The following is a 24455-nucleotide window of genomic DNA, read 5'->3' as shown; positions in this document are numbered from 1 at the left end:
GTTTTGTCATGGCCTTTCTCGCCGACGCCCTGTCCCGCGTTAAGCCTTCCGCGACCATCGCGGTGACGCAGAAAGCGCGCGAGCTGAAAAATGCCGGCCGTGATGTGATCGGCCTCGGCGCCGGGGAGCCGGATTTCGATACGCCCGACAACATCAAGAACGCGGCGATCGAGGCGATCCGCCGTGGCGAGACCAAATATCCGCCGGTCTCCGGCATCGCGCCGCTGCGCGAGGCGATCGCGAAGAAATTCAAGCGCGAGAACAATCTCGACTACCGGCCGGAGCAGACCATCGTCGGCACCGGCGGCAAGCAGATCCTGTTCAACGCCTTCATGGCGACGCTGAACCCGGGCGACGAGGTCATCATTCCCCGCCCCTACTGGGTGAGCTACCCGGAAATGGTGGCGATCTGCGGCGGCACGTCGGTCTTCGCCGACACCTCGATCGAGAACGGCTTCAAGCTGACGGCGGAAGTGCTGGAGAAGGCGATCACGCCGAAGACCAAATGGCTGTTGATGAACTCGCCGTCAAATCCGTCGGGCGCGGCCTACACCGAAGCCGAGCTGCGGGCGCTGGCCGACGTGCTGCTCAAGCATCCGCATGTCTGGACGCTGACCGACGACATGTATGAGCACCTGACCTATGGCGACTTCGTCTTCAAGACCATCGCCGAGGTCGAGCCCAACCTCTATGAGCGCACGCTGACCATGAACGGCGTGTCGAAAGCCTATGCCATGACCGGCTGGCGCATCGGCTACGCCGCCGGCCCGGTGCCGCTCATCAAGGCGATGGACATGATCCAGGGCCAGCAGACCTCGGGCGCCTGCACCATCGCGCAATGGGCTTCCGTCGAGGCGCTCAACGGCCCGCAGGACTTCATCGCCAAGAACAAGGCGCTCTTCCAGGGCCGGCGCGACCTCGTTGTCTCGATGCTCAACCAGGCGCGAGGCATCACTTGCCCCTCGCCCGAAGGCGCCTTCTACGTCTATCCGTCCTGCGCTGAGCTGATCGGCAAGAAGACCAAAACGGGCAAGGTGATCGACAATGACGAGGCCTTCTGCTCCGAGCTGTTGGAAGCCGAAGGGGTCGCGGTGGTGTTCGGCTCGGCCTTCGGCCTCGGACCGAACTTCCGCATCTCCTATGCCACGTCGGATGCCTTGCTGGAGGAAGCCTGCACGCGCATCCAGCGCTTCACCGCTTCACTGACCTGATCGGCGCAAGCCAAACGAGAAAACCCGGCTTCGAGCCGGGTTTTTGTTGAGCGCTAATCAGCCGCCATATTGCTCGTCGGAAACTTGCTCCAGCCAGTCGGCGTGGACGCCGTCCAGCGCCTCCTGCATGGCGATGTGGGTCATGGCTGTTTTCCGTCCGGCGCCATGCCAGTGTTTTTCGCCCGGTGCGAAGGAAACGACATCCCCTGCCCTGATCTCCTGCACAGCGCCGCCCCAGCTTTGCGCCAGACCCGCGCCGGCGGTGACATAGAGCGTCTGTCCGAGCGGATGGGTATGCCAATGCGTGCGCGCGCCGGGCTCGAAGCTGACCAGCGTGGCTCTCAGCCGCGCCGGCGCTTCCTTCTCGATGATCGGCGTCTGCAGCACCCGCCCCGTGAAATAGGTCTGAGGCGCAACGATCGTCGGCACGCCTCCGCACGCAATGATCTTCATCGTTCAGATCCTCGTCTAGTTCAAACGTCTGCTGCTAGCGCGGCATTGTCCAACGCAGTTTCATCCTCGCATCGCGAAAGCGCAACCGGCTTTGCAATTGTCGACGAACGCAGGAGCGCGCGTTTGAAAGGCCCTCTTCAGGGTGTCAGAAAACTGTCATAAATCGTTGCTTTTTAACCATAAAATCCGAGCAGGCAGCCAAGCTTTGTCGAATGCGGCGCGGCAGCGGTCGCACTCAGTGTTTTTTAACGGCTGAGGTCCTAGCCATGGCGCGTGCTGTGGGGGCGCGGACATGAGCATCTTGGCGACAATCAAGGATCACAGCGGCCGTATATATCGCGGCATCCAGGCTTTGCTCGCAACGAGCATCGCCGCCACTGGCCTTGCCGCCTTCGCGCTGACGGAGAACACCTCCCGCACCGGCGCGCTGGCGGTGTCGGTGACGTCGACCTTAATGGCGCTTCTGGTGCTGATGTATATGCGCTCGAGCGTTGTCCAGCGCCTGCAATCGGCGGCGGACGCCGAGGCCGAGAAGCATCGCTTCCTTACTGTCGATGCCATGACAGGAGCCACGGCCCGGCGCTATTTCATCGAAGCGTTGGGCGACTGGTTGGGCGGCTTGCGCAACCGTCGCCAGGCGAGCCTGCTTTTGATCGACCTCGATCATTTCAAGCAGCTCAACGACACGTTCGGGCACCAGTTCGGCGATCTGGCGCTGGCCCATCTGGTCGCGGAAGCGCGGCGCATTTTCGAGGACGGCGTCGTCGGACGGCTCGGCGGCGACGAGTTCGGCGTCATGGTTCCGCATGGCGACATCGCCCTCATCAACCGGGACGCGCGCCGGCTGCTGGATGCCATGCGCGCCGGCAAGAGGCATGAAGGCAAGATCGTCCCGCTGTCGATCTCGGTGGGCGTCGCGCTTGCGCCGTTGCATGCTTCGAATGCAACCGAATTGATGCTTCTGGCCGACCTCGCGCTCTACGAAAGCAAGGCCGGCGGCCGCGGCCGCGTCACCGTCTTCGACGAGGAGATGCTGTCGGACAAACGTTATCGCCGGCTGGTGGAACGCGAGCTGCGCGCCGCGATCTATCTCGGCGAGCTGGAACTGCACTATCAGCCGATCGTCGATCCCGACGGCTCGGTCGAGGCGCTGGAAGGATTGATCCGCTGGCGCCATCCCGTGCGCGGCCTGATCTCGCCCGCGGAATTCATTCCGATCGCCGAGCGCTCGACGCTGATCGATATGATCGGCGAGTGGGTCTTCAAGCGGGCCTGCGCCGATATCGGGCATTTTCCCGGACGGCGCATCTCGATCAACGTCTCCGGCGAACAGCTGAAGCGCGACGAGATCGTGACGATGTGCGACCGGATCCTGCGCGAGACCGGCCGGTCGGCATCGCAATTCATCATCGAGATCACCGAAACGGTGGCGACGGCCGCGACGCCCGAGGTGCTGAGGCGCCTGGAGGCGCTGCGCGGCCTCGGCTTCCACATCGCGCTCGACGACTTCGGCACCGGCCATTGCGGCTTCAACTATCTGAAGTCGCTGCCCATCGACAGCGTCAAGATCGACCGCTCCTATATCCGCAGTCTCGCCCATGACCAGGTGGCGCAGATCTTCGTTTCCGCGCTTGCCCAGATCGCCCGCATCCAGGAAATCTCCATCGTCGCCGAGGGCGTCGAAACCGCGCAGGAATTCGCCCTCGCCCGGACGACCGGCTGCAGCCGTTTCCAGGGCTATTTCTTCGGCAAGCCCGCGCCGCGCGACAAGGCAAGCGCGCTGTGTGTCGCTGCCCGCGAGCCGCTCGCCCTTACAGGCTGACGAACAGGAAATGGCGGCCTGCCGAACCAAGCCGGCGAACATCCTATTTTTCTTGCCCTCCCGGCAAACCCGTGTGACGATGGTTTTGGGAAGAGGTGAAAACCCGCCCGCGACGGCCGAACAGGCCGGCCGCCGCTCTGCATAGGGTGCGATCGGACGCAAACCGGTTTCCACTTTTGCTGATCGCTCTCTTGGGAAACGCCTGAGTGGAGGTTCAGCCATGGGTACTCGCGCCGGAGGACGACGCACGGGACCGAAATGCATCGCCATAGTCGGTCCCTTTGCAAGCGGTAAGACGACACTTCTCGAAGCAATTCTCGCCCGCACGGGCGCCATTCCCCGCCAGAACCCCGTTTCATCGGGCAACACCGTTTCCGATCATTCGCCAGAGGCCCGCGCCCACGCCATGAGCGTCGAGGCGACCTTCGCCACCACCGATTTCATGGGCGAGCAGTTCACCTTCGTGGACTGCCCCGGTTCGATCGAATTCGCCTTCGAGGCCGAACCCGTGCTTGCCGCCTGCGACCTCGCGGTCGTCGTCGCCGAGGCCGACGAGAAGAAGATCCCGGCGCTCCAGCTCATCATGCGCAAGCTCGACGATCTCGCCATTCCCCGCATTCTGTTCCTCAACAAGGTCGACAAGGCGACCGTGGGCGTGCGCGAGACGCTGAAGATGCTGCAGCCGACAAGCTCGGTACCGCTGCTGCTTCGCCAGATTCCGGTGCGCAAGGACGGTATCGTCATCGGCTCGATCGATCTGGCGCTGGAACGCGCCTACATCTATCGCGAATACGCCGAAAGCCAGGTCACCGAGATCGCGAACGACGACAAGGCGCGCGAGCTGGAAGCGCGTTTCTCCATGCTGGAGACGCTCGCCGATCACGACGATCACCTGATGGAGCAGCTGCTGGAGGAGATCGAACCGCCGAAGGACGCGATCTTCGACGATCTCTCGGCCGACCTGCGCGCCGGCGCGGTGACGCCGGTGCTGATCGGCGCGGCCGAGAAGGGCAATGGCGTGCTGCGCCTGTTGAAAGCCATCCGCCATGATGCACCCGATGTCGAGGCGACGAGGAAGCGCCTTGGCGCGCCGGACGGCCAGACGGTGGTGCAGGTGATGAAGACCATCCACACCGCTCATGGCGGCAAGCTTTCGGTGTCGCGCGTGCTTTCTGGTCAATTGGCCGACGCGGCCGAGCTTTTCCTCTCCAACGGCGACACGGCGAAAGTCTCAGGCATCTACAGGATGCTGGGCAAAGACCAGATCAAGCAGACATCGGCCAAGGCCGGCGACACGGTCGCGCTCGGCAAGCTCGACAACGTCAAGACCTGCCAGACGCTGAGCTCGGCCAAGGGCGGCATCCGACCACTGGTCACGCTGGAGCCGCCGCAGCCCGTCTTTGCCTTCGCGCTTCGTCCCAAGGAGCGCAAGGACGAGGTAAAGATGTCGGCTGCGATCCAGCGCCTTGCCGAGGAAGATCCATCGCTCAGCCTGCGCCACAACCAGGACTCCGCCGAAACCGTCCTGTCTGGTCATGGCGAAATGCATCTGCGCGTTGTGCGTGAGCGCCTTGAGGGCAAGAACCAGATTCCGATCGAGGGCCATGCTCCGGCGGTGCCTTACCGGGAGACGATCCGCAAATCGGCGCAGCAGCGCGGCCGCCACAAAAAGCAGTCCGGCGGCCACGGCCAATTCGGCGACGTGGTGATCGAGATCAAGCCGCTGCCGCGCGGTTCCGGCTTCCAGTTCTCCGATACCATCACCGGCGGCGTAGTGCCGAAAACCTATATCCAGTCGGTGGAAACCGGCATTCGGGACTATCTGAAGACAGGCCCGCTCGGCTTTCCGGTCGTCGATGTCGCCGTCAACCTGTCGGACGGCTCCTACCATGCGGTCGATTCCTCCGACATGGCCTTCCAGATGGCGGCGAAGCTCGCGATGAAGGAAGGCATGGCCGCCTGTTCGCCGGTCCTGCTGGAGCCGATCATGAAGGTCGAGATTGTCACGCCCTCCGACGCGACCTCGAGGATCATCGCCCTGATCCCGCAGCGGCGTGGCCAGATCCTCGGCTATGACGCAAGGCCCGGCTGGCCGGGCTGGGACGTTGTCGAGGCGACCATGCCGCAGGCCGAAATCGGTGACCTGATCATCGAGCTGCGCTCCGCGACCGCCGGCGTCGCCAGCTACAAGGCCACCTTCGACCATATGGCCGAGCTCACCGGCCGGCTGGCCGACGAGGCAATGAACGCCAACGGCAAGGCCGCCTGAGCAGGTCGGCCTGCTTGACAGACTTTCTGTTGAAAATATGAAAACGGCGTCCGGATGATCCGGACGCCGTTCCTATTGCGGACCGTTTTCCTGGGAGGCAACGGCTGGTCCGCCGCATCCGGAAAAATGGTTCGGACGCGGTAGCTGCCTGAGCCCGGTCTTCCGAGTGATGCCCCCATCTCCCGAACCGACCAACCGCGTCCTATTATCTACTTAAACCATAGACTGCGTGTGTGACATGTTACCCGATGTTACATGTCACTGTTACGTGGTGGATGCAGTCGTTTTTTTGCCGGCTCGAAGGCGCGCGGGCAACAAAAAAGCCGGATCAATAAAGATCCGGCTGAGTTTGATTGGAAGTGCCGATTAGGGCTAACCTCCAGAGGGGAACACTCGAGGGCGCTAATGGGAGGAGAACGCGCCCTGGAGATGCCACTATATATGTGCTCATCATGCCCAAGAAACAAGCATCTATTTTGCAACACACGCATGCAAAAAGACGCAGGCTGTGGTCCAACCTATTCCTTGAACCCATAGGACCAGAAAAATCGCCGCTTCCGATGCGTTTCCGGTCTTGAAGCGACTGCTTAAATGCAAAATCGAACCGGTTTTTGCTCGAAAACAGGCGAGTCGGCGAAATGATGTCGATTTCGGCAAGCCGAGTTTATTTTAGTGGCAGGAGACCGATGATGCGAACTTTTTCAGCAATCGCCGGCAGCGCGCTGTTCCTGGTCGCGGCACCCGGCATTGTCGCCGGATTGGCGCCCTGGCTTTTGACCGACCATTATCGCAAACCTCTGTCGGCGCTGCCGGGCTTCGTGCCTGCGGGCTCGATTCTCGTGATCGCGGCGGCCGCCATCCTGCTTCATGCCTTCGCCCGCTTTGCCCTCGAGGGCCTGGGCACCCCCGCTCCCGTGGCGCCGACCAAGAAACTGGTCGTCGGCGGCATCTACCGCCACGTGCGCAACCCTGTGTATGTGGCCGTGCTGGCGATCATCCTGGCCAGGTTCTCATCTTTTCGAGCTGGCCGGTGCTGTTTTACGGCCTCATCACCGCGGCGGCAATGATCTCCTTCGTCAAGCTCTACGAAGAGCCGACACTCGCCAGCCGTTATGGCGAGGAATACGAAGTCTACCGGCGCGCCGTGCCCGGCTGGCTACCTCGGCTGACGCCTTGGCGCGGGCAGTAGTCTCGGCCAGCCATTTCAGCCGGCCATTTCAATAGGACCAGCTCCGCGCCTTGGCGATGATGAAGTCGCGGAAAACGTGCAGCTTCGCCTGGTTCTTCATCGCGTCGGGATAGGCGAAATAGGTGTCGAAGGACGGCACCTCGGTTTCCGGCAGCAGCTGCACCAGGTTCGTGTCCTTGTTGATCACATAGTCGGGCAGCATGGCGATGCCGGCGCCGCCCTGCACCGCGCGCTTGATCGACAGGATGTCGTTGATCTGCAACGTCGGCACACGCTGCGCGCCTTCGAAATCGCCCACCGTCTCAAGCCAGTTCAGCTCCGACAGATGCGATGGCACCGGCACGCCGAAAGTGACGATGCGGTGGTTCCTAAGCTCGGCGATCGAGGCCGGCTTGCCGAATTTGGCGATATAGGACGGCGCGGCATAGAGATGGAAATGCACCGTGAACAGCCGGCGCTGGATAAGGTCCGGCTGTTGCGGCTGGCGCAGCCGGATCGCGCAATCGGCTTGGCGCATGGTGAGGTCGAGTTCCTCATTGGCCAGGATCAGCTGCAGGCTGATCTCGGGATAGAGCTCGATGAATTCCTGCACGCGTTCGGTCAGCCAGCCGGCGCCAAGGCCCACCGTGGTCGTCACCCTGAGCACGCCCGAGGGCCGGTCCTTGGTTTCGGTGAGCCGCGTCTTGATGGTTTCCAGCTTCATCAGCACGTCATGCGCCGTGCGGAACAGCATCTCGCCCTGCTCGGTCAGCACCAGACCGCGGGCATGACGGTGGAACAGCGCGACGCCGACATCATGCTCCAGCGCGCTGACCTGCCGCGAAATGGCCGATTGCGACAGATGCAGCGTCTCGGCGGCATGGGTGAACGACCCAGCCTCCGCCGCTGCGTGAAATACGCGTAATTTGTCCCAGTCCAGCGCCATGATTCCCCTCGCGTTGCCTTTGGCGTCTGAATGAAAAATCAGGCTTTTAAACGGCTTTTTTCAGCCGATCTGTCATTCCGCCGCTTCGCGGTGAGCCTCGATGCCCGCCAGATATTTTTCCGCCTCGAGCGCTGCCATGCAGCCCAGCCCGGCCGCCGTCACCGCCTGGCGGTAGATGTCGTCGGTGACGTCGCCGGCGGCGAACACGCCGGGCACGTCGGTGCGCGTCGAATCCGGCGCCGTCCACAGATAGCCGTTCGGCTTCTGCTTCAGCTTGCCGACGAAGAGCTCGACCGCAGGCGCATGGCCGATCGCCACGAACACGCCGTCGACCGGCAGCTTCGATTCCTGGCCGGTTACGACGTTGCGCAGCGTCAGGCCTTCGACGGAAGGCGGCAGCGGCGCCTTGCCGGGGCGTCCGGTGATCTCGTCCACCACCGTGTCCCAGATGACGCGGACATTGTCCTTCGCAAGCAGCCGCTCGCGCAGGATCCGCTCGGCGCGGAAATCGCCGCGCCGGTGGATCACGGTGACGCTCTTGGCGAGGTTGGACAGATAGAGCGCTTCCTCGACCGCGGAATTGCCACCGCCGATAACCGCGACGTCCTTGCCGCGATAGAAGAAGCCGTCGCAAGTGGCGCAGGCCGACACGCCGAAGCCCATGAAGGTCTGCTCCGACGGGATGCCCAGCCACTTGGCCTGCGCGCCCGTGGCGACGATCAGCGCATCGGCGGTGTAGACCGTGCCGGAATCGCCGGTGGCGCGGAACGGCCGCACGTTGAGGTCGACCTCAGTGATGATGTCGTTGATGACGTCGGTGCCGACATGCTCGGCCTGCGCCAGCATCTGGCTCATCAGCCAGGGGCCTTGGATCGGATCGGCGAAGCCCGGATAGTTTTCGACGTCGGTGGTGATCATCAATTGGCCGCCCTGCTGCAGGCCGGCGACCAGCATCGGCTTCAGCATAGCGCGGGCGGCATAGATCGCCGCCGTGTAGCCGGCCGGGCCGGAACCGATGATAAGAACAGGCGCATGTTTGGTGTTCATGAAAGTCCCCTGCGGCGCACAGCCGTGGTTTGTCGCGCGTAATGTAAGTGTTGCCCGTAGGACCAGCAAGGCAAGTTGGCCTTCGTCCCCGGAAAGCTTCGTCCCTGCATATCAGGCCATATCGCCGCCCGTCACCAATGCATGTCGCTCAGAGGCGTGCGCGGCACTGCGATCACGGCATGCGTCAAACAAGGAGAAAATCATCCCAAAGGGATGGCCTCCCGGGCGAAACCAAATTACAAAATCGTGAAAGATTCTTGCGCGAAAGCCCCTCATGCCGCTCAAAGCCGATCTTGACGCCATCGACTGGAAGATCCTGCGCGAACTTCAGGGCGACGGCCGCATGACCAATGTCGAATTGTCCAACCGGGTCGGCATCTCGGCGCCGCCTTGCCTGCGCCGTGTCCGGCGGCTGGAAGAGGCCGGCATCATCCGCGGATACCGCGCGCTGCTGAATGCGCCGGCGCTCGGCATGGATGTCGTCGCCTTCTGCCTGATCGGCCTGCACCATCAGGCCGATGCCGAGCTGAAGACCTTCGCCGAACGCACGCGCGGCTGGCCGATCGTGCGCGACGCCTGGATGGTCTCGGGCGAATCCGATTTCCTGCTGCATTGCGTGGCAAGCGACCTCGGCACCTTCCAGACCTTCGTCATCGAGGAACTGGCTTCGGCACCGAATGTGGACACCGTGCGGACCGCCTTGACGATCCGCCGCGTCAAGGACGAAGGCTTGGTAGCCTTTCAAACTTAATGTGCCGGCTTCCGAAAATTTGCCAGCTCAAACAAAAGTTTGGCACCAGCTTTTGAATCAATCCGCGATCAAAGCGACCGTATCGCGGCAAGCAACTCCTCAAGGTCTGTGGGGTCGCGCAACGGCGAAACCGAAAGCCCGCTTATCGTCGAGGCTTCGCGGTCGACAAGCCAACCCCGCGCAAGGCCGGCGCGCTGGCCGGCTTCCATATCGGCGGCCTTGTCGCCGACTATCAGTGATCGCTTCAAGTCGAGGCCGAGCCGGCGACCAGCCTCCAGCAGCATGCCCGGATTGGGCTTGCGCATCGGGTGATCGGCAACCGCCAGCGGACCCTTGCCGGCTTGGTGATAGGCGCAGGCAAGCACCATGTCGACAAACGCGTTTTGTTCAGCCAGCAGCTCAAGCACGCGCCCGTTGACCCGCGCGAACGCATCCCAGCCGAAATAGCCGCGCGCGATGCCGGACTGGTTGGTGACGATAACGACCGGAATGCCGCGTTGGTTCGCAGCCTCGATGATCGGCGCGATGCCGTCACGCAGCACGACCTCCGCCGGATCGCCGGGATAGCCGGTATCGACATTGATCGTGCCGTCACGGTCGAGGAACAGCGCCGGCCGGCCGGCTGGAAACTCCGTGGAGCGAACCCGCTCGAGCCAAAGGCCGGGCTCGGCCAGCGGAAAGCCTTCGGTCTCAGCCATTGCTGAGACGCGCTTCGACCGCCTCGCACAAATGGTGATAGAGGCACAGATGCCCCTGCTGGATGATCGGCGTCGAGGTCGACGGCACGTTGAGCAGGATGTCGGTCAGCGGCTTGAGCTTGCCGCCGGTCTCGCCGGTCAGGCTGATCACCGTCATGCCCATCGCCCGCGCCTGCTCGGCGGCAGCAAGGATGCTCGGCGAATTGCCGCTGGTCGAAATCGCCAGCAGCACCGCGCCTTTCGATCCATGCGCCTCGACCTGGCGCGAGAAGACGGTGTCGAAGCCGTAATCGTTGCCCCAGGCGGTCAGCACCGCGGCGTTGGCCGGCAGCGCGATGACGTTGTAGGCCTTGCGCTCCTTCAGGAAGCGGCCGACCAGCTCGCCGGCGATGTGGATGGCGTCGCTGGCCGAGCCGCCATTGCCGCAGATCAGCAGCGCTTTGCCTTGCGAGAGCGCCGTCACAACCGTGCTCACCGCGCGTTCCATCTCGCCGGTCAGGTCGCGCTCGACCATCGCCGATATCGCCGCCGCGGAGCGGACCAGGTAGTCGTTCAAATCGGACATGACACCCTCAGTTTGCGGCACGCAGCTTGCCGATCATATTCGTCGTGCTCTTGCCGGCGACGAGATCGACCAGCACCACGCGCCCGCCCGCCTTCTGCACCACATCGGCGCCGACCACGGACTCGATCGTGTAATCCGCGCCTTTGACCAGGATGTCTGGCAGCAGCGCCTCGATGAGTTGGAGCGGCGTATCCTCCTCAAAGACGACGACGGCATCGACCGAGGCAAGTGCTGCGAGCACGCAGGCGCGATCATGCTGGTTGTTGACCGGCCGCCCCGGCCCTTTCAGCCGGCGCACCGAGTCATCGCTGTTGAGGCCGAGCACCAGCCGGTCGCACTGGCTGCGCGCGGCATGCAGCAGGCTGACATGGCCGGCATGCAGGATATCGAAGCAGCCATTGGTGAAGCCGACGGTCAGTCCCTCTTCCTTCCAGGCCGCCACCATCCTGGCCGCGCCATTGAAATCAAGGATGGCATCCTGGTGACCGGTCGGCCCATGCGAGCGGAACAACGCGCCGGACAGTTCTTCGACATTCAGCCGCGCCGTGCCGCGTTTTCCCACCACGACGCCGCCGGCCGCATTGGCGATGACGGCGGCATGCACCCGGTCGGCGCCGGCGGCGAGCGACAGCGCGAAGCTTGCGATGACCGTGTCGCCGGCACCGGAAACGTCGAACACCTCGCGCGCCTGGGTGGAGATATGGCGGGCATCCTCGGCGGAGATGACGCTCATGCCTTTCTCGCTGCGTGTAGCGACGATGAACTCGAAATCGTGAGCGGCGATTAGGTCGCGCGCCGCGGCGACGATCTCGTCGTCGCCGAACACCTTGCGCCCGACCGCCTCGCCAAGCTCCTTGCGGTTCGGCGTCACCGCGGTCGCGCCGGCATAGCGCGCATAATCGCGCCCCTTCGGATCGATCAGCACCGGCTTGCCGGCGTCGCGGCAGATCGCGATCAGTTCTCCGGCGACGCCGTCGAGCAGGATGCCCTTGCCGTAATCGGAGAGGATGACGATGTCGGCGCGGCCAAGCGCGGCCTGGAAATGGTCGATGAGCTTCGCCCGCTCGGCGGAGGTGAGCGGCTTGATCTCTTCCTCGTCGAAACGCAGCACCTGCTGGTTGAGCGCGCTGAAGCGGCTTTTCGACGAGGTCATGCGGTCCCGGCGCTGCAGGAGCCCGTCGGTATCGACGCCGATCTCGCTGAGCATGCGCATCAGATTGTCGCCGGCCTGATCGGCGCCGATTACCGACACGGGAATGGCCGCAGCGCCCAGCGAAACGACATTGGAGACGACATTGCCGGCGCCGCCCATGTTCAGCGTCTCGCCACGTCCATGCAGCACCGGGATCGGGGCTTCCGGCGAGATGCGCTCGATCACGCCGCTGACGAACCGGTCGAGGATGAAATCGCCCACCACCAGCACGGTGACGTCGCCGAACCGGGCGATGGTGCGGTGCAAAGGTTCCGGAGAAGGCGGATTGTGCTTGATCATCTCACTGGCGCGCCTAAGGCGGATCTGGTCGGTTGAAGCGCCGAAATTGCAGCGCCTGTCATATTTGCGATGCCGATATACCGCAATTCGGGCTTGCGCAACGGCAGGCTGCGAACCGTGGCGGCGGAACGGGCGCGAGTGAAGCGGGAGCTTTGCGGCGCGACTATGGCCAAGCACTGCCGGCTTTGCCTTCGAACGAGCTTTATCGACACTCCCGCCCGCCTCCCCTATAAGAGCCGGAATCGTAAGCAGCAGAGGCCTTCATGATCATCGTCACGGGCGGCGCCGGCATGATCGGCTCCAACATCGTCGCCGCACTGAATGCCGAAGGCCATGACGACATCATGGTCGTCGACGATCTCACCGACGGCCGCAAGATAGCCAACCTCGCCGACCTTCGCATCGCCGACTATCTCGACAAGGACGATTTTCTCGCGCGGCTCGAGGATGGCGGGCTCGGCCGCATCGAGGCCGTCTTCCATCAGGGCGCCTGCTCGACCACCACCGAATGGAACGGCAAGTTCATGATGGAGGTGAACTATGCCTATTCGAAGCAGCTCTTGCATGCCTGCCTGAAGCTGCGTGTGCCCTTCCTCTATGCCTCGTCGGCTTCGGTCTATGGCGGCGGCAGCGAGTTCCGCGAGGAGCCGGACTTCGAGCGCCCGCTCAACGTCTACGCCTATTCGAAGAAGCTGTTTGACGATTATGTCCGCCGCAACGTGTTCGATACCGATCATTCGCAGGTGGCGGGACTGCGCTATTTCAACGTCTACGGCCCGCGCGAGGCGCATAAAGGCACCATGGCCTCGGTCGCCTTTCATCTGTTCAACCAGGTCGAGCGCGGCGAGAATCCGAAACTCTTCGGCGCTTACGGCGACTTCGGCCCAGGCGAGCAGAGCCGCGACTTCATCCATGTCGGCGACGTCGCCGAAGTCAATCTGTGGCTCTGGAAACGCGGCCTGAGCGGCATCTTCAACTGCGGCACCGGCCGCGCCCAGCCGTTTCGGGCGATCGCCGAGACGGTGATCGACACGCTCGGCAAGGGGGAGATTGAATTCATCCCCTTCCCCGACCATCTCAAGGGCAGCTACCAGAGTTTCACGCAGGCTGATATGTCCCGCTTGCGCGCGGCCGGCTACAATGGACAATTCCGCACAGTCGAAACCGGCGTCAGGGACTATGTCGAATGGCTGAAGGCCCAACGATCCTCGTGATCGGCCCACGCTGGGTGGGCGACATGGTCATGGCGCAGTGCCTGTTTGCGGCGCTGAAGGAAAAACATCCGAATGCGGTGATCGACGTGCTGGCGCCGGCCTGGGCGGCGCCCTTGGTCAGGCGCATGCCCGAGATACGCAGCCAGATCGACTTTCCGTTGATGCCGGGAGCGCTCGAATTCCGCAGCCGCAGGCGCTTCGGCCGCCTGCTGCGCGGCCGCTACGATATGGCCTATGTGCTGCCGGGAAGCTGGAAATCGGCGCTGATCCCGTTCTTCGCCCGCATCCCGCGCCGCGTCGGCAATTTGCGCGAGATGCGCTACGGCCTGCTGACCGACATCGTGCCGCTGCCCGAAACCCTGAAGCGGCGCACGGCGCGCGCCTATTTCGGCCTCGCGCGCGGTGGCACGTTTCGCGCCCCGAGGCTCACCGTCGACGACGCCAATCAAGCCGATCTGCTGGCGCGGTTCGGGCTGACCGGCCGGAAATTCGTGGCGCTCATGCCTGGCGCCGAATTCGGCCCGGCAAAACGCTGGCCGAGCGATCACTATGCCGGGCTTGCCCGCGACATGATGGCCAGGGGTCTGGGCGTCGCCCTGCTCGGCTCGAAGAACGATGCCGACGTGACCGGTGAGATCGCAGCACTTGCGCCGGGCGCCATCGACCTCGCCGGCAAGACGCGGCTGGAGGACGTCATCGACCTGATCGCCGCGGCAAAGCTTGCAGTGTCGAACGACAGTGGGTTGATGCATGTCGCGGCCGCCGTCGGCACGCCGATCGTCGGCGTCTACGGTTCGACCTCGCCGGAAAACACGCCGCCTCTCAGCGAGCGCTCCGAGCTGATCTGGCTGCATCTGTCCTGCTCGCCCTGTCACAAGAAGGTTTGCCCGCTCGGCCATCTCAACTGCCTGAAGACGCTCGATGTCGCCCGCGTCACCGCCGCGGCCGACCGTTTGCTCGAGGTTCCGGCAGCGGCATGAAGGTGCTCATCGTCAAGACATCGTCGATGGGCGATGTTATCCACACATTTCCGGCCGTCGAGGACGCGCTGCGCAATCGCCCCGACGTCACCTTCGACTGGTGCGTGGAGGAGCCGTTTGCCGGCATCGTGGCGCTGCATCCGGCGATCGGCACCATCCACAAAGTGGCTGTGCGGCGTTGGCGCAAGAGGCTTTTCCATGGCGAAACCTGGCGCGAGATGGCGGGACTGCGCAGAGCGCTCCGCGCCTGTCGCTACGATCTTGTCATCGACGCGCAAGGGCTGTTGAAGTCGGCCCTGGTCGCCATTCAGGCCGGCGCGCCGATTGCCGGATTCGACCGGGCGACCGCCCGCGAACCTTCGGCAACGCTGCTCTATCAAAGCAAATACGCCGTGCCGCGCGACCTGCACGCCATCGAGCGCACCAGGCGATTGTTCGGACTGGCCCTGGGCTACCAGCCTGACCTGTCGACGCTGGAGTCCGGCATCGTGCCGCCGGCGGGCAATCTGCCCGGCATTGAAGGCAGAGCCGCTTTCCTGCTGCACGGCACCAGCCGCGAGGACAAGAAATGGCCGGTCGAGGATTGGATCGAAACCGCGCGCGGACTGGCCGACCGGCACTTCACGCCGGTTGCCACCTGGTCGAATGATGCCGAAAGGAAAGTGGCGCAAGCCATTGCCGCGGCCGTACCAAGGACGGTGCTGGTTCCAAAATCGCCGCTCGCCGATATCGCCGCGATCCTCGGCCGTTCGACGCTCGTCATCGGCGCCGACACCGGCCTCACCCATCTTGCCAGCGCCTTCGGCCTGCCGACGGTCGCCATCTTCCTGGCGACGGAACCAGGTCTCACCGGCCCGCGCGCACCGCTCGCATCGACCTTGCTTGCGCCAGCCGGTCGCAAGGTCGCGCCGGCTGAAGTGATAGCCGAGGCCGAGAGGCTGCTGGGACAGCGTGCTATCTCCCCCACAAAGGGGGAGACAAAAGCTAGATAAACTGCACCTCGACGATCTCGTAGCCGCGAGCACCGCCCGGGGCGTTGACCTCGATGGCGTCGCCGACTTCCTTGCCGATCAGCGCACGCGCGATCGGCGAAGAGATCGAGATGCGGCCGGACTTCACGTCCGCTTCCTGGTCGCCGACGATCTGATAGGTCTTCTTTTCCTCGGTGTCCTCGTCGACGAGCACCACCGTCGCGCCGAACTTCACCTTGTCGCCCGACAGCTTGGACACGTCGATGACCTCGGCGCGCGCGATCAGATCCTCAAGCTCGTTGATGCGGCCTTCATTGTGGCTCTGCGACTCCTTCGCCGCGTGATATTCGGCATTTTCCGACAGGTCGCCATGCGAGCGCGCTTCGGAGATCGCCTCGATAATACGAGGACGTTCCTCCTGCTGGCGCCAGCGGAGCTCTTCCTTCAATGACGCGAACCCCTCGCCTGTCATCGGGACCTTGATCATCTGCCTGACCTTTCCTGCCGCCGCCCCCGTCTTCGGGGGTGGCCTTGTCGATAGGTACAAAAAGAAAACGGTCCGGCAGCCTCGGGCTAACGGAACCGTCTCACCACAATTTCCCTGAATATAGCAATCTTCGCGCGATTTTCACGCCCAAAAATGAAATTCGGCAAAATGATCACCGCTTTCGCGGGTACACGGCCCGGCAAACGAAAAACCGGCCGCGATTGCCCGCAGCCGGTTCGAGGAGCCTCGAAGCCCTGTTCAGCTCCTCAGGAAATGATCGATCTGCTCGGACAGCATGCCGTATTCGCGCGAGCCCTTGCCGGTCCGCTTTTCGATTTCCTGGAGCTGCTGCTGCGCGCCGGCAAGATCGCCGATCTGCAGATGCGCCTCGCCCAGATATTCGCGCACCAGCGTGTAGTTCGGGTCGATGCGCAGCGCTTCCTCGTAATAGCCGAGGCCGACCGCGATGCGGCCCGAATGGCGATGCGAATAGCCGAGATAGTTGAGGATGCGCGGATCCTGCTTGTTGGCGGCAAGCGTCAGCACCGAGATCGCCTCGTCATAGCGCCCGGCCATCGCCAGGTCGTGGCCGGCCTCATAAATGCTGTCGTCGTCCAGCATGCCATATTGCGGCACGACGCATTTCTTCTTCTTCTTGTCCCAGACCTCGCCTTTCTTGCAGGTGGTGGTCGTCTGGCCACCGCTGCTGCCACCTTCACCAGCCGTATAAGCCGGCGCAACGAACAGCGGCAGCGCCGCAACAGCCATGACCTGAACAAGCAAACGTCTGCGCATCGAAGCCTCCATGAGCGTGACAATGGCAGATTAACGCCGCTCCGGCGCGGTTTCATCCCGAAATGCGGGCGGCTGCCGAACTATTTTCGACAGCCGGAAAGAAGCATTTACCTGCGGACGTGACGCACGCTTTAATTCCGCTATCATCGGGGCCAAGCGCATCACGTGGGAGAAAGGCCAGTGCAGCAGCGCGTCGAGAAGGAGTGGGATCTTTCGATCGATCCGGACACGGTGCGCCTGTTCATCCTCAAGGCGAAAGCGCTGAGCGCCGCCGTCAACGAGGACTATGACGATGGCGCCGAGCATGAGGTCGAGTTCGACGGCGACACGCATGCCAGCCACCACCATGACGGCCTTGTCGAGGAAGCCTCGGAAAACCTCACCGAGGAGGAATTCCGCGAGCTGATCAACGATCTCAACATCGACGAAGCGGCCGAGTTGATCGCGCTCGCCTGGGTCGGGCGCGGCGATTATGATGCATCCGAATGGGCGGATGCGGTAGCCGCCGCCAGGGAGCGCCCCAGGAAGCGCACGGCCAAATATCTGCTTGGCCTGCCGATGCTTGCCGACTGGCTGGAGGAAGGCCTTGAGGCCATCGGCGCGTAACGCGCCGGTAACCGATTGTGATCGGCAAGGCTGCCGACGCAGGCAACTTCGCAACGCGACTGCCGTTTCGGGGCGATGGCAACGCTGAGCCTTTCACGACTTTGCAGACTGGCGCTGCCTGTGGCGGCCGCGATCCTGCTGGTTTCGCCGGCCCTGGCCAAGCATCACCACCGGCACAAAAGCCCCGTCCCGCCGGCCAGCCAAAGCGCCGCTCCGGCACCGGAAACGCCTCCGGCAACCCCGGTTCCGGGAACGCGGCCGCAGGATATGGAGAACGGCGCCGACAAGTCCGGGCAAGACAAAAGCCCCCTCGACGGCAATGACGACTTCCTCAACCAGGAGAAGTCGCATCCGAAATGGGACGCCCGTCCGCCGCGCTCGAAGGGCGCTCGATCCGAGTCTCGGACGGCCTCCGAGCCTGAGACGCCGGACGTCGTGCCGACGCCGCCGCAGAAGCCCGCCGAACTGGAGCCGGAGCCGCCGGAAACCGCGCCGCAACCGCCGGAAAAGCCCGAACCGCCGGGCGAGGAAAAGATGCTTCCCGATCCGCGCTCGGCCGAAATGCCCGCCGACAAGATGCCTGCGGAAGAAACCGCATGCCGGGAGCGGCTGAAGGCGCTGGGCGTCGAGTTCGAGGAGCACAAGGCCGAGCACGATGCGGAAATCGGCTGCTCGATTCCCTATCCGATAATTTTGAAGACGCTCGGCAAATCCATCGGCATCAGTCCCGGCGCCGAGCTCAACTGTCCGATGGCCGAAGCGGCCGCGCGCTTTATGGCCGATGTCGTCCAGCCGGCGGCAAAGGCCGAACTCGGCGCCGACCTGAAATCGGTCAACCAGGCCTCGGCCTTTATCTGCCGCCCCCGCAACGGCACCCGCAAACTGTCGGAACACGCCTTCGGCAACGCGCTCGACATCGCCGGCTTCACCCTATCGGACGGGAGGCGGATCGAGATCGGGCCGGCGCCGCTTGACAAGGACGCGAAGTTCCTCGACGCAGTGCGCAAGGCTGCCTGTGGGCCGTTCAAGACGGTGCTTGGGCCGGGTGCCGACCCCGACCACGAACTGCATTTCCACCTCGACCTCGAACCGCGCCGGCACGGCGGCACCTTCTGCCAGTAGGCACGATCTCGAAAGTTTCGGGTTACGTTCCGGCAAGAACAGCGCCGCAATTCCGCCCCATGCATGAATGTCGGCGCTGATCTTTCCTTTACTGTTGAGGGTTAACCTTGTGCCATTCGGGGACAAGGACGCCTCTCAATGGCTGGAAGACTTGGCGCTGTACTGGTGGCGGCGCAACGGAACAAGTGCGCACGGATCGCGATTGCCGGGCTGGCCGCGGGCGCCATCACAACGATATCGGCCTGTACGACCGGTGACGTCTTTGCGCTGCAGCCGGCCGTCGATGTCGGCAGCCAGACGGCGGCCGTGCCGCAGCCCGACGCGCCGCAATATTCCGGCATGCAGCGGCTCGTTCCGTCCAACCCCTATATGACCCAGGCCGCCTATCCGCGCATGGATGAGCCGATGTCGCCTCTCGAGCAGATACCCGCCAGCGAGATCGACTGCCGCAACGAGCTGAAGCGGATGCGCGTCGTCTATCAGGACATCCAGCCGATCCATGAAGGCCAGTGCGGCATCGACTATCCGGTGAAGGTGACGGCGATCGGCAGCGTCGCCATGAAGCCGGCGGCGACGCTGACCTGCAACATGGCCGCCACCTTTGCCGCCTGGACGAAGAACGAGTTGCAGCCGGCCGCCCGCTGGCGCTATTTCTCCGGCGTCAAGGCGATCCACCAGGGCTCCAGCTATTCCTGCCGCAACATCGCCGGCGAAGGTGTTTTGTCCGAGCACGGCAAGGGCAACGCCCTCGACGTCATGAGCATCGAGCTCAACAACGGCGACGACATCGACGTGCGCAAGCCCGGCCTGTTCGCTTTCCGCACGCGCGGCTTCCTCAACAATGTGCGCGCCGACGGTTGCGAGTATTTCACCACCGTGCTCGGTCCGGGCTACAATTACGATCATCGCAACCATTTCCATTTCGACATCAAGAACCGCAAAAGCGGTTACCGCGCCTGCCGCTGATTGAGGCGATCACCGAGGCAACCCGCTTCGTCCTCATGTCGCCAGCCTGGCTCCACAGGCCTTTGCCCCAAACGGCCAACACCGCATAAAATGGTCGCGCGAGGATTGGGAGCGATTTGTCGTGGGTGAACGAAGCCTGAGGCGGCGCGCGGCGATCTGGCTGGCGGCCATCTGCGCCTTCTATTTGGCGCTCGCCTATGTCGCCGCGCCGGAATTCTGGACCTGGCGGGAGCGCGGCTTCCGCACCCGCCCCTTCGAGATGGTGACGCATACGCCGCAGGGCATTCCCGGCGATCCGATCAATGTCGGCCTTATCGGCACCGAGAAGGAAGTCGTCCATGCCTTCGCGGTCGCGGGCTGGGACACGGCCGATGCCGTGACGCTCAGGACCGCGATCGACATCGGTGAAAGTGTTTTGTTTTCCCGCCCCTACCCCGATGCGCCGATGAGCCGCCTTTTGTTCGAGGGTCGCGGCCAGGACCTTGCTTTCGAGAAACCGGTCGGCGGCAGTGCCGACCGGCGCCATCACGTCCGCTTCTGGCAGACGGACACCGTCGGCGACGACGGCCGCCCGCTCTGGTTGGGCGCCGCGAGCTTCGATCGCGGCGTCGGCTTCAGCCACGACACGGGCGCCGTCACCCATCATATCGGCCCCGACATCGACGCCGAGCGCGACTTTCTGATCGGCGACCTGAAGGCCGCCGATCAGCTCACATCCACCAGCGAGATACCGGGAATCGGCGCCACCAAGACGGGACGCAACGGCGGTGGCGATCCCTATTTCACCGACGGCATGGCCGTGATCGGCGTGTTGAAGACGCTGCGGTGAACTCACCACGCGCCCTCAGGTCGTGGTGATCACGATCTTGCCGAACGGCCCCTGTTCCAGATGCTGGAGCGCCTGGCGCACCTCGTCGAAGCCGTAGACCTTGTCGATGACCGGCCGGATGCCGAGCGCCTCTATCGCCTGGTTCATGCGCTCGAAGGAGCGGCGGTGGCCGATGGACAGGCCTTGCACCGTGATGCGGTTGCGCATGAGAGGCAGGATCGGAAAGCTGATCTCCATGGCGCCGAGCAGGCCGATGACGGACAGCCGGCCATCGGCGGCAAGGGCGTTGAGCGACCGGCGCGCATTGTCGCCGCCGACCATTTCCAGCACATGGTTCACGCCAAGCCCGTCCGTCATGGCGCGAGCGGCCTCGTCCCATGCCGGCTGGGCGCGGTAGTTGATCGTCCGCCACGCGCCGAGATCCTTGGCACGCTTCAGCTTCTCGTCGCTGCTCGAAGTGACGATGGCGCGCAGGCCGAAGGCGGCGGCGAATTGCAGCGCAAACAGCGACACGCCGCCAGTGCCCTGGATAAGGATGGTCTGGCCCGGCACCGGCCTTGTCGCCTCCGCCATCGCGAACCAGGCGGTCAGCGCCGCGATCGTATGGGCGAGCTCGACGATTCTTCGTCGCTTGCCGCACGCCGCATCTATGCCCAGCGCTCGGCGATCTGCGCCTCTCCCGCTTATCTTGAACGGCATGGCCGCCCGCAATCCGTGGACGATCTCGCCCGGCACAGCGTCATCGGTTACGGACGTGAAGGCGTCGTCCGGCCCTGGGCGATACGCGACGGCGCCGGTCACCTCACCACTTTCGTGCCCAAGGCGCGGCTTGTGCTCGGCCATGGCGAGCCGATGCTGGACGCCGCGCTCGCCGGCTGCGGCATCGCCTTCCTGCCTACCTGGCTTGCCGGCCAGAGCCTGAGGCGCGACGCGCTCGAAATGGTTCTGTCGGATCATCTGGTGGAGCACATCGCCGTCCATGCCGTGTGGCCCCTCGCACGCGCGCTGACGCCGAAGGTTCGCGTGGTCATCGACGCGCTTGTCGGGCATTTTTCGGCGCCGATTTGGGATGCCGCCTGAACACGACGCCTGCCATCTGCCAAAAATACCGGCAGGCTATTTTCGAATGCACTGCAGCAATGCTATTGACCGCCGATGCTTTACGTTGAAATCGCCGTCGTTGCCGTCCTCATCTTGGTGAACGGCCTTTTGTCGATGTCGGAGCTTGCCATCGTCTCGTCGCGGCCCGCCCGCCTCAAGGCGATGATCGACCGCAACGTCAAGGGCGCCGGCCGTGCGCTGGCGCTGGGCTCGAACCCTGGCAAATTCCTGTCATCGGTGCAGATCGGCATCACGCTCGTCGGCGTCCTGTCGGGCGCCTTCTCGGGCGCGACGCTCGGCGAAAGGCTGGCGCAATATCTGGCCTCGGCCGGCATCCGCGAAAACATCGCCGACCCCATCGGCGTCGGCATTGTCGTCGCTTTGATCACCTACGCCTCGCTGATCGTCGGCGAATTGGTGCCGAAGCAGATCGCGCTGCGCGATCCCGAGCGCGTCGCTGTCCGCGCCGCGCCGGCAATGACCATCCTTGCCACCGTCTCGGCGCCGCTCGTCTTCCTGCTCGACGTTTCCGGCCGCGCCGTGCTGTGGCTGCTCGGCCAGGCCGGCGAGGCGGAAGAGAAGGTCACCGACGAGGAGATCAAGATGCTCGTTGCCGAGGCCGAGCATCACGGCACCATCGAATCCGACGAGCGCCGCATGATCGCCGGCGTCATGCGCCTTGGCGACCGCGCTGTGCGTGCCGTGATGACGCCGCGCACCGAGGTCGACTGGCTCAACCTGCAATCCGACGAAGCCGCGGCTCGAAAGCTCTTGATGGAAACCCAGCACTCGCGGCTGCCGGTCGGCGACGGCAATGTCGATGCCATGGTCGGCGTCATTCAGACGCGCGACGTGCTGGCCGCCCTTCTCGCCGGCAGGGTGCTTGATCCGCGCCAGCATGTACGCGCCGCCCCCATTGTGCATGACCAAGCCGACGCGCTCGACGTCCTGCAGAGGCTCCGCGAGTCCGACGTGCCTATGGCGCTGGTCCATGACGAATACGGCCATTTCGAAGGCATCGTCACGCCGGCCGACATCCTCGAAGCCATCACCGGCGTGTTCCGGTCCGACCTCGAGGCCGGCGAGGAGGAGAACGCCGTCAAGCGCGAGGACGGCTCCTGGCTGCTCGCCGGCTATATGCAGGCCGACGAGATGGCCGAAGTGCTCGGCATCGACCTGCCGGAGAACCGCGACTACGAGACCGTCGCAGGCTATGTGCTATCGCATCTCCATCATCTGCCGACGACCGGCGAATGCGTCGACGCGCAAGGCTGGCGTTTCGAGGTTGTCGACCTCGACGGCCGCCGCATCGACAAGCTGATCGCCACCCGCCTGCCCGACGGGCATCGCCAGGTCGTGCGCTGAGGCCGCCTCCCCGATTCTCGATGCGTCTGGACCGCTATCGCCCGCCTCAGGCAAGCTGCTTGCGAAAAAAGACGCGCGCCTGTCCGTCGATTGCGAAAGGAATGCGGCCGAATTCGGCGTAACCATGCCGGGCATAGAAGCCGGGGGCTTGAAAGCTGCTCGTCTCGACGACCGCGCCCCTGCAGCCGCGCCTTCTTGCTGCTTCCTCCACGGCTGCAAGCAGCCGCGCGCCGAAGGATCGGCCGCGTAGATGCGCCGGCACGAACAACATGTCGAGGAAAAGCAGGCCGAGTTCGGTTCGTCCCCAAAGCCCACCGATCGCCTTGCCGGAGCCGTCGCACAGCACCGCGCCGACAGGCGCGCGGTCATCCACGCCGGTGGCAGCGACGTTATAGCGATAGAGTGCAGCTGCCGCCTCGGCCTTGGCGGCCTCGTCAGCCGACGCCACAATTCTCAAATCCGGGGTCTCGTTCATGTCCGCCCAGTTCCGAACAACGGCATGGACAATGAACTTCCGACGTCGGCCAACGTTCCTTCTCATGGTCTGGAAAGTCTTTGTATTCGGCACTTTGAAGATGGGCTTCCCCTTCACGAGCAGGGTCTGAGCGGGGCGGCGTTTCGTGGCAACTGTCGCACGCATGAGCGCTTTCCAATGCTGATTGCCGGGCCTCGCTTTGCCCCGATGATGTTCAAAGAACCGGGTGTCGGCTTGCAGGTCGCCGGCGAACTTTACGGGATCGACGATCGCGCCCTCTTGCGCCTCGACAGAATTGAATCCGTCGGCGTGCCCGGCAATTGGCGTGTGCCGATCGAGGTTGAGCCGCTCGAGGGCGGGCCGTCGACTATGGCGCAGGTTTATATGAAATCTCGGCGTCTGGCAGATCCTATCCATTCCGGATATCTCGCATGTTACAACGACCGGCGCTTTGTGCTTCCCGACGGGCATCGGCAGGTCGTGCGCTGAGCGGAACTTTGATCGCCTGCTTGTAGTTTCAGGGCATGGGGAAAAATCCATGGCCGAAGACAAGCAAGAACGCGACGCGCGACTGACGGCGGAGAAGGAATTCCGGGTCCGGTTTCTCGTGAAGGAGACCGGCATCACCGAGGCCCAGGCCCGCGACCTTGTCGACATGATCGGCATCGATGCCGGTTCGCTTCTTCGTGAGGCGCGGCTCTTGAAGAAATAGCGAGGCTGTGAATTGACTCGCAACGGTCACATTTCGAGCATACTATTGTCCGTCGTCCGGACCGGACAGAGGCAAACGGACGTCTGAAAGCGGCATTATGCTTTCGCCCTGTCCAGGGAGGCAAGCGTTGTCAGCGTACGGCGTGGCGGATCCGGCCCAGCTCGATATTCTCGCAAAAGCCTTGAACGATTACTGCGCAAGGCACCACGTTGCCAACAAGGATGAACGCGAACGGATCGCAGTCAAGGTAATGGCGCTCTTCGGACAGGGCGTTTCCGACCCTATCCGGCTTTCGGCGGAGCTTGAACGCGGTTCCGCCTGATTGGCTTCGGCGCGTACGCGGGCTATCGCGTGCGCGGATTATCGGTTGTCAATGTTAGCCGCCAGGGGCGAAGCTAACGATGTGTTGC

The 24455-nt window shown here is 63.7% G+C and carries 26 protein-coding genes and 1 pseudogene; 17 read left to right on the top strand and 10 right to left on the bottom strand.

The window, feature by feature from the left end; all coding sequences use genetic code 11:
- Positions 1-8: 8 nt before the first annotated feature.
- On the top strand, positions 9-1211 hold the full coding sequence (locus P9273_RS13765; RefSeq protein WP_278049395.1) for a pyridoxal phosphate-dependent aminotransferase: 1203 nt from the start codon (positions 9-11) through the stop codon (positions 1209-1211).
- A gap of 57 nt (positions 1212-1268) precedes the next feature.
- On the opposite strand, the gene P9273_RS13760 is transcribed toward P9273_RS13765, so the two are convergent.
- Positions 1269-1664, bottom strand: a complete 396-nt coding sequence (locus P9273_RS13760; RefSeq protein WP_040996759.1) for a (R)-mandelonitrile lyase — start codon at positions 1662-1664, stop codon at positions 1269-1271.
- Between the two features lie 292 nt (positions 1665-1956).
- Here P9273_RS13760 and P9273_RS13755 point away from each other — a divergent pair, with 292 nt between their 5' ends.
- The 3 genes and pseudogenes from P9273_RS13755 to P9273_RS13745 all read left to right on the top strand — a co-directional run bounded on the left by P9273_RS13755 (position 1957) and on the right by P9273_RS13745 (position 6944).
- Positions 1957-3486: a putative bifunctional diguanylate cyclase/phosphodiesterase gene (locus tag P9273_RS13755; RefSeq protein WP_278049394.1), complete on the top strand. Its 1530-nt coding sequence runs from the start codon at positions 1957-1959 to the stop codon at positions 3484-3486.
- A 220-nt stretch (positions 3487-3706) separates the two neighbouring features.
- Entirely contained in the window at positions 3707-5755 is a 2049-nt protein-coding gene (locus tag P9273_RS13750) for an elongation factor G (RefSeq protein WP_278049393.1), read from the top strand.
- A gap of 689 nt (positions 5756-6444) precedes the next feature.
- Positions 6445-6944, top strand: a pseudogene (locus P9273_RS13745) (methyltransferase family protein).
- Positions 6945-6972: 28 nt separating this feature from the next.
- Here P9273_RS13745 and P9273_RS13740 read toward each other — a convergent pair.
- Together P9273_RS13740 and trxB are read right to left on the bottom strand one after the other, a co-directional pair.
- A complete protein-coding gene (locus P9273_RS13740; RefSeq protein WP_040996765.1) occupies positions 6973-7869 on the bottom strand; it encodes a LysR family transcriptional regulator in 897 nt (298 codons plus the stop codon).
- Between the two features lie 72 nt (positions 7870-7941).
- Positions 7942-8916 carry a thioredoxin-disulfide reductase gene (trxB, locus tag P9273_RS13735; protein WP_278049392.1) on the bottom strand — a complete coding sequence of 325 codons (975 nt, stop codon included), beginning with the start codon at positions 8914-8916 and terminating at the stop codon, positions 7942-7944.
- Between the two features lie 274 nt (positions 8917-9190).
- Between trxB and P9273_RS13730 the strand changes: the two genes are divergently transcribed.
- Positions 9191-9667: an Lrp/AsnC family transcriptional regulator gene (locus tag P9273_RS13730; protein WP_278049391.1), complete on the top strand. Its 477-nt coding sequence runs from the start codon at positions 9191-9193 to the stop codon at positions 9665-9667.
- A gap of 68 nt (positions 9668-9735) precedes the next feature.
- On the opposite strand, the gene P9273_RS13725 is transcribed toward P9273_RS13730, so the two are convergent.
- Genes P9273_RS13725 through rfaE1 form a run of 3 tightly spaced genes read right to left on the bottom strand, consistent with a single transcriptional unit; the run spans position 9736 to position 12422 of the window.
- Positions 9736-10365, bottom strand: coding sequence for a D-glycero-alpha-D-manno-heptose-1,7-bisphosphate 7-phosphatase (locus tag P9273_RS13725; protein ID WP_278049390.1), 630 nt, complete (start codon positions 10363-10365; stop codon positions 9736-9738).
- Positions 10358-10930 carry a D-sedoheptulose-7-phosphate isomerase gene (locus P9273_RS13720; protein WP_040996773.1) on the bottom strand — a complete coding sequence of 191 codons (573 nt, stop codon included), beginning with the start codon at positions 10928-10930 and terminating at the stop codon, positions 10358-10360. Before P9273_RS13720 ends, P9273_RS13725 begins: the two co-directional genes overlap by 8 nt.
- 7 nt (positions 10931-10937) lie before the next feature.
- Positions 10938-12422: a D-glycero-beta-D-manno-heptose-7-phosphate kinase gene (gene rfaE1 / locus P9273_RS13715; protein ID WP_278049389.1), complete on the bottom strand. Its 1485-nt coding sequence runs from the start codon at positions 12420-12422 to the stop codon at positions 10938-10940.
- Positions 12423-12685: 263 nt separating this feature from the next.
- Between rfaE1 and rfaD the strand changes: the two genes are divergently transcribed.
- Genes rfaD through waaC form a run of 3 tightly spaced genes read left to right on the top strand, consistent with a single transcriptional unit; the run spans position 12686 to position 15608 of the window.
- Entirely contained in the window at positions 12686-13636 is a 951-nt protein-coding gene (rfaD, locus tag P9273_RS13710) for an ADP-glyceromanno-heptose 6-epimerase (protein WP_278049388.1), read from the top strand.
- Entirely contained in the window at positions 13609-14616 is a 1008-nt protein-coding gene (gene waaF / locus P9273_RS13705; RefSeq protein ID WP_278049387.1) for a lipopolysaccharide heptosyltransferase II, read from the top strand. Before rfaD ends, waaF begins: the two co-directional genes overlap by 28 nt.
- Positions 14613-15608, top strand: coding sequence for a lipopolysaccharide heptosyltransferase I (gene waaC / locus P9273_RS13700; protein WP_278049386.1), 996 nt, complete (start codon positions 14613-14615; stop codon positions 15606-15608). Before waaF ends, waaC begins: the two co-directional genes overlap by 4 nt.
- On the opposite strand, the gene greA is transcribed toward waaC, so the two are convergent.
- Together greA and P9273_RS13690 are read right to left on the bottom strand one after the other, a co-directional pair.
- Positions 15601-16074 (bottom strand): transcription elongation factor GreA, encoded by a 474-nt coding sequence (gene greA, locus P9273_RS13695; protein WP_040996779.1) that lies wholly within the window; start codon positions 16072-16074, stop codon positions 15601-15603. The two genes, waaC and greA, sit on opposite strands and share 8 nt — an antisense overlap.
- A 258-nt stretch (positions 16075-16332) precedes the next feature.
- Positions 16333-16869, bottom strand: coding sequence for a tetratricopeptide repeat protein (locus P9273_RS13690; RefSeq protein ID WP_278049385.1), 537 nt, complete (start codon positions 16867-16869; stop codon positions 16333-16335).
- A 180-nt stretch (positions 16870-17049) separates the two neighbouring features.
- Here P9273_RS13690 and P9273_RS13685 point away from each other — a divergent pair, with 180 nt between their 5' ends.
- From P9273_RS13685 to P9273_RS13670, 4 genes are all read left to right on the top strand, one after another.
- Positions 17050-17475: a DUF3775 domain-containing protein gene (locus tag P9273_RS13685; RefSeq protein WP_278049384.1), complete on the top strand. Its 426-nt coding sequence runs from the start codon at positions 17050-17052 to the stop codon at positions 17473-17475.
- 75 nt (positions 17476-17550) lie between these two features.
- Positions 17551-18597, top strand: coding sequence for an extensin-like domain-containing protein (locus P9273_RS13680; protein ID WP_278049383.1), 1047 nt, complete (start codon positions 17551-17553; stop codon positions 18595-18597).
- A 138-nt stretch (positions 18598-18735) separates the two neighbouring features.
- The gene (locus tag P9273_RS13675) at positions 18736-19563 is read left to right on the top strand and encodes an extensin-like domain-containing protein (protein ID WP_278049382.1); all 828 of its coding nucleotides are present in this window, start codon (positions 18736-18738) and stop codon (positions 19561-19563) included.
- A 121-nt stretch (positions 19564-19684) separates the two neighbouring features.
- Complete coding sequence (locus tag P9273_RS13670; protein WP_278049381.1) at positions 19685-20392, top strand: LssY C-terminal domain-containing protein; 708 nt, start codon at positions 19685-19687, stop codon at positions 20390-20392.
- A gap of 15 nt (positions 20393-20407) precedes the next feature.
- On the opposite strand, the gene P9273_RS13665 is transcribed toward P9273_RS13670, so the two are convergent.
- Positions 20408-20944, bottom strand: a complete 537-nt coding sequence (locus P9273_RS13665) for a zinc-dependent alcohol dehydrogenase family protein (RefSeq protein ID WP_278049380.1) — start codon at positions 20942-20944, stop codon at positions 20408-20410.
- Positions 20945-20995: 51 nt separating this feature from the next.
- Here P9273_RS13665 and P9273_RS13660 point away from each other — a divergent pair, with 51 nt between their 5' ends.
- Positions 20996-21472: a LysR substrate-binding domain-containing protein gene (locus P9273_RS13660; RefSeq protein WP_278049379.1), complete on the top strand. Its 477-nt coding sequence runs from the start codon at positions 20996-20998 to the stop codon at positions 21470-21472.
- Between the two features lie 75 nt (positions 21473-21547).
- The gene (locus tag P9273_RS13655; RefSeq protein WP_040996788.1) at positions 21548-22858 is read left to right on the top strand and encodes a hemolysin family protein; all 1311 of its coding nucleotides are present in this window, start codon (positions 21548-21550) and stop codon (positions 22856-22858) included.
- 46 nt (positions 22859-22904) lie between these two features.
- Here P9273_RS13655 and P9273_RS13650 read toward each other — a convergent pair whose 3' ends face one another.
- Positions 22905-23333, bottom strand: a complete 429-nt coding sequence (locus P9273_RS13650) for a GNAT family N-acetyltransferase (RefSeq protein ID WP_278049378.1) — start codon at positions 23331-23333, stop codon at positions 22905-22907.
- Between the two features lie 24 nt (positions 23334-23357).
- Here P9273_RS13650 and P9273_RS13645 point away from each other — a divergent pair, with 24 nt between their 5' ends.
- From P9273_RS13645 to P9273_RS13635, 3 genes are all read left to right on the top strand, one after another.
- Complete coding sequence (locus tag P9273_RS13645; RefSeq protein WP_278049377.1) at positions 23358-23822, top strand: gamma-glutamylcyclotransferase family protein; 465 nt, start codon at positions 23358-23360, stop codon at positions 23820-23822.
- Between the two features lie 49 nt (positions 23823-23871).
- Complete coding sequence (locus tag P9273_RS13640; RefSeq protein WP_278049376.1) at positions 23872-24045, top strand: hypothetical protein; 174 nt, start codon at positions 23872-23874, stop codon at positions 24043-24045.
- 127 nt (positions 24046-24172) lie between these two features.
- On the top strand, positions 24173-24367 hold the full coding sequence (locus P9273_RS13635; protein WP_278049375.1) for a hypothetical protein: 195 nt from the start codon (positions 24173-24175) through the stop codon (positions 24365-24367).
- Positions 24368-24455 lie beyond the last annotated feature (88 nt).

It is taken from the genome of Mesorhizobium sp. WSM4935 (genome assembly GCF_029625735.1).
Taxonomy (GTDB): Bacteria; Pseudomonadota; Alphaproteobacteria; order Rhizobiales; family Rhizobiaceae; genus Mesorhizobium.
This window is presented reverse-complemented; position numbering and strand designations above follow the sequence as displayed.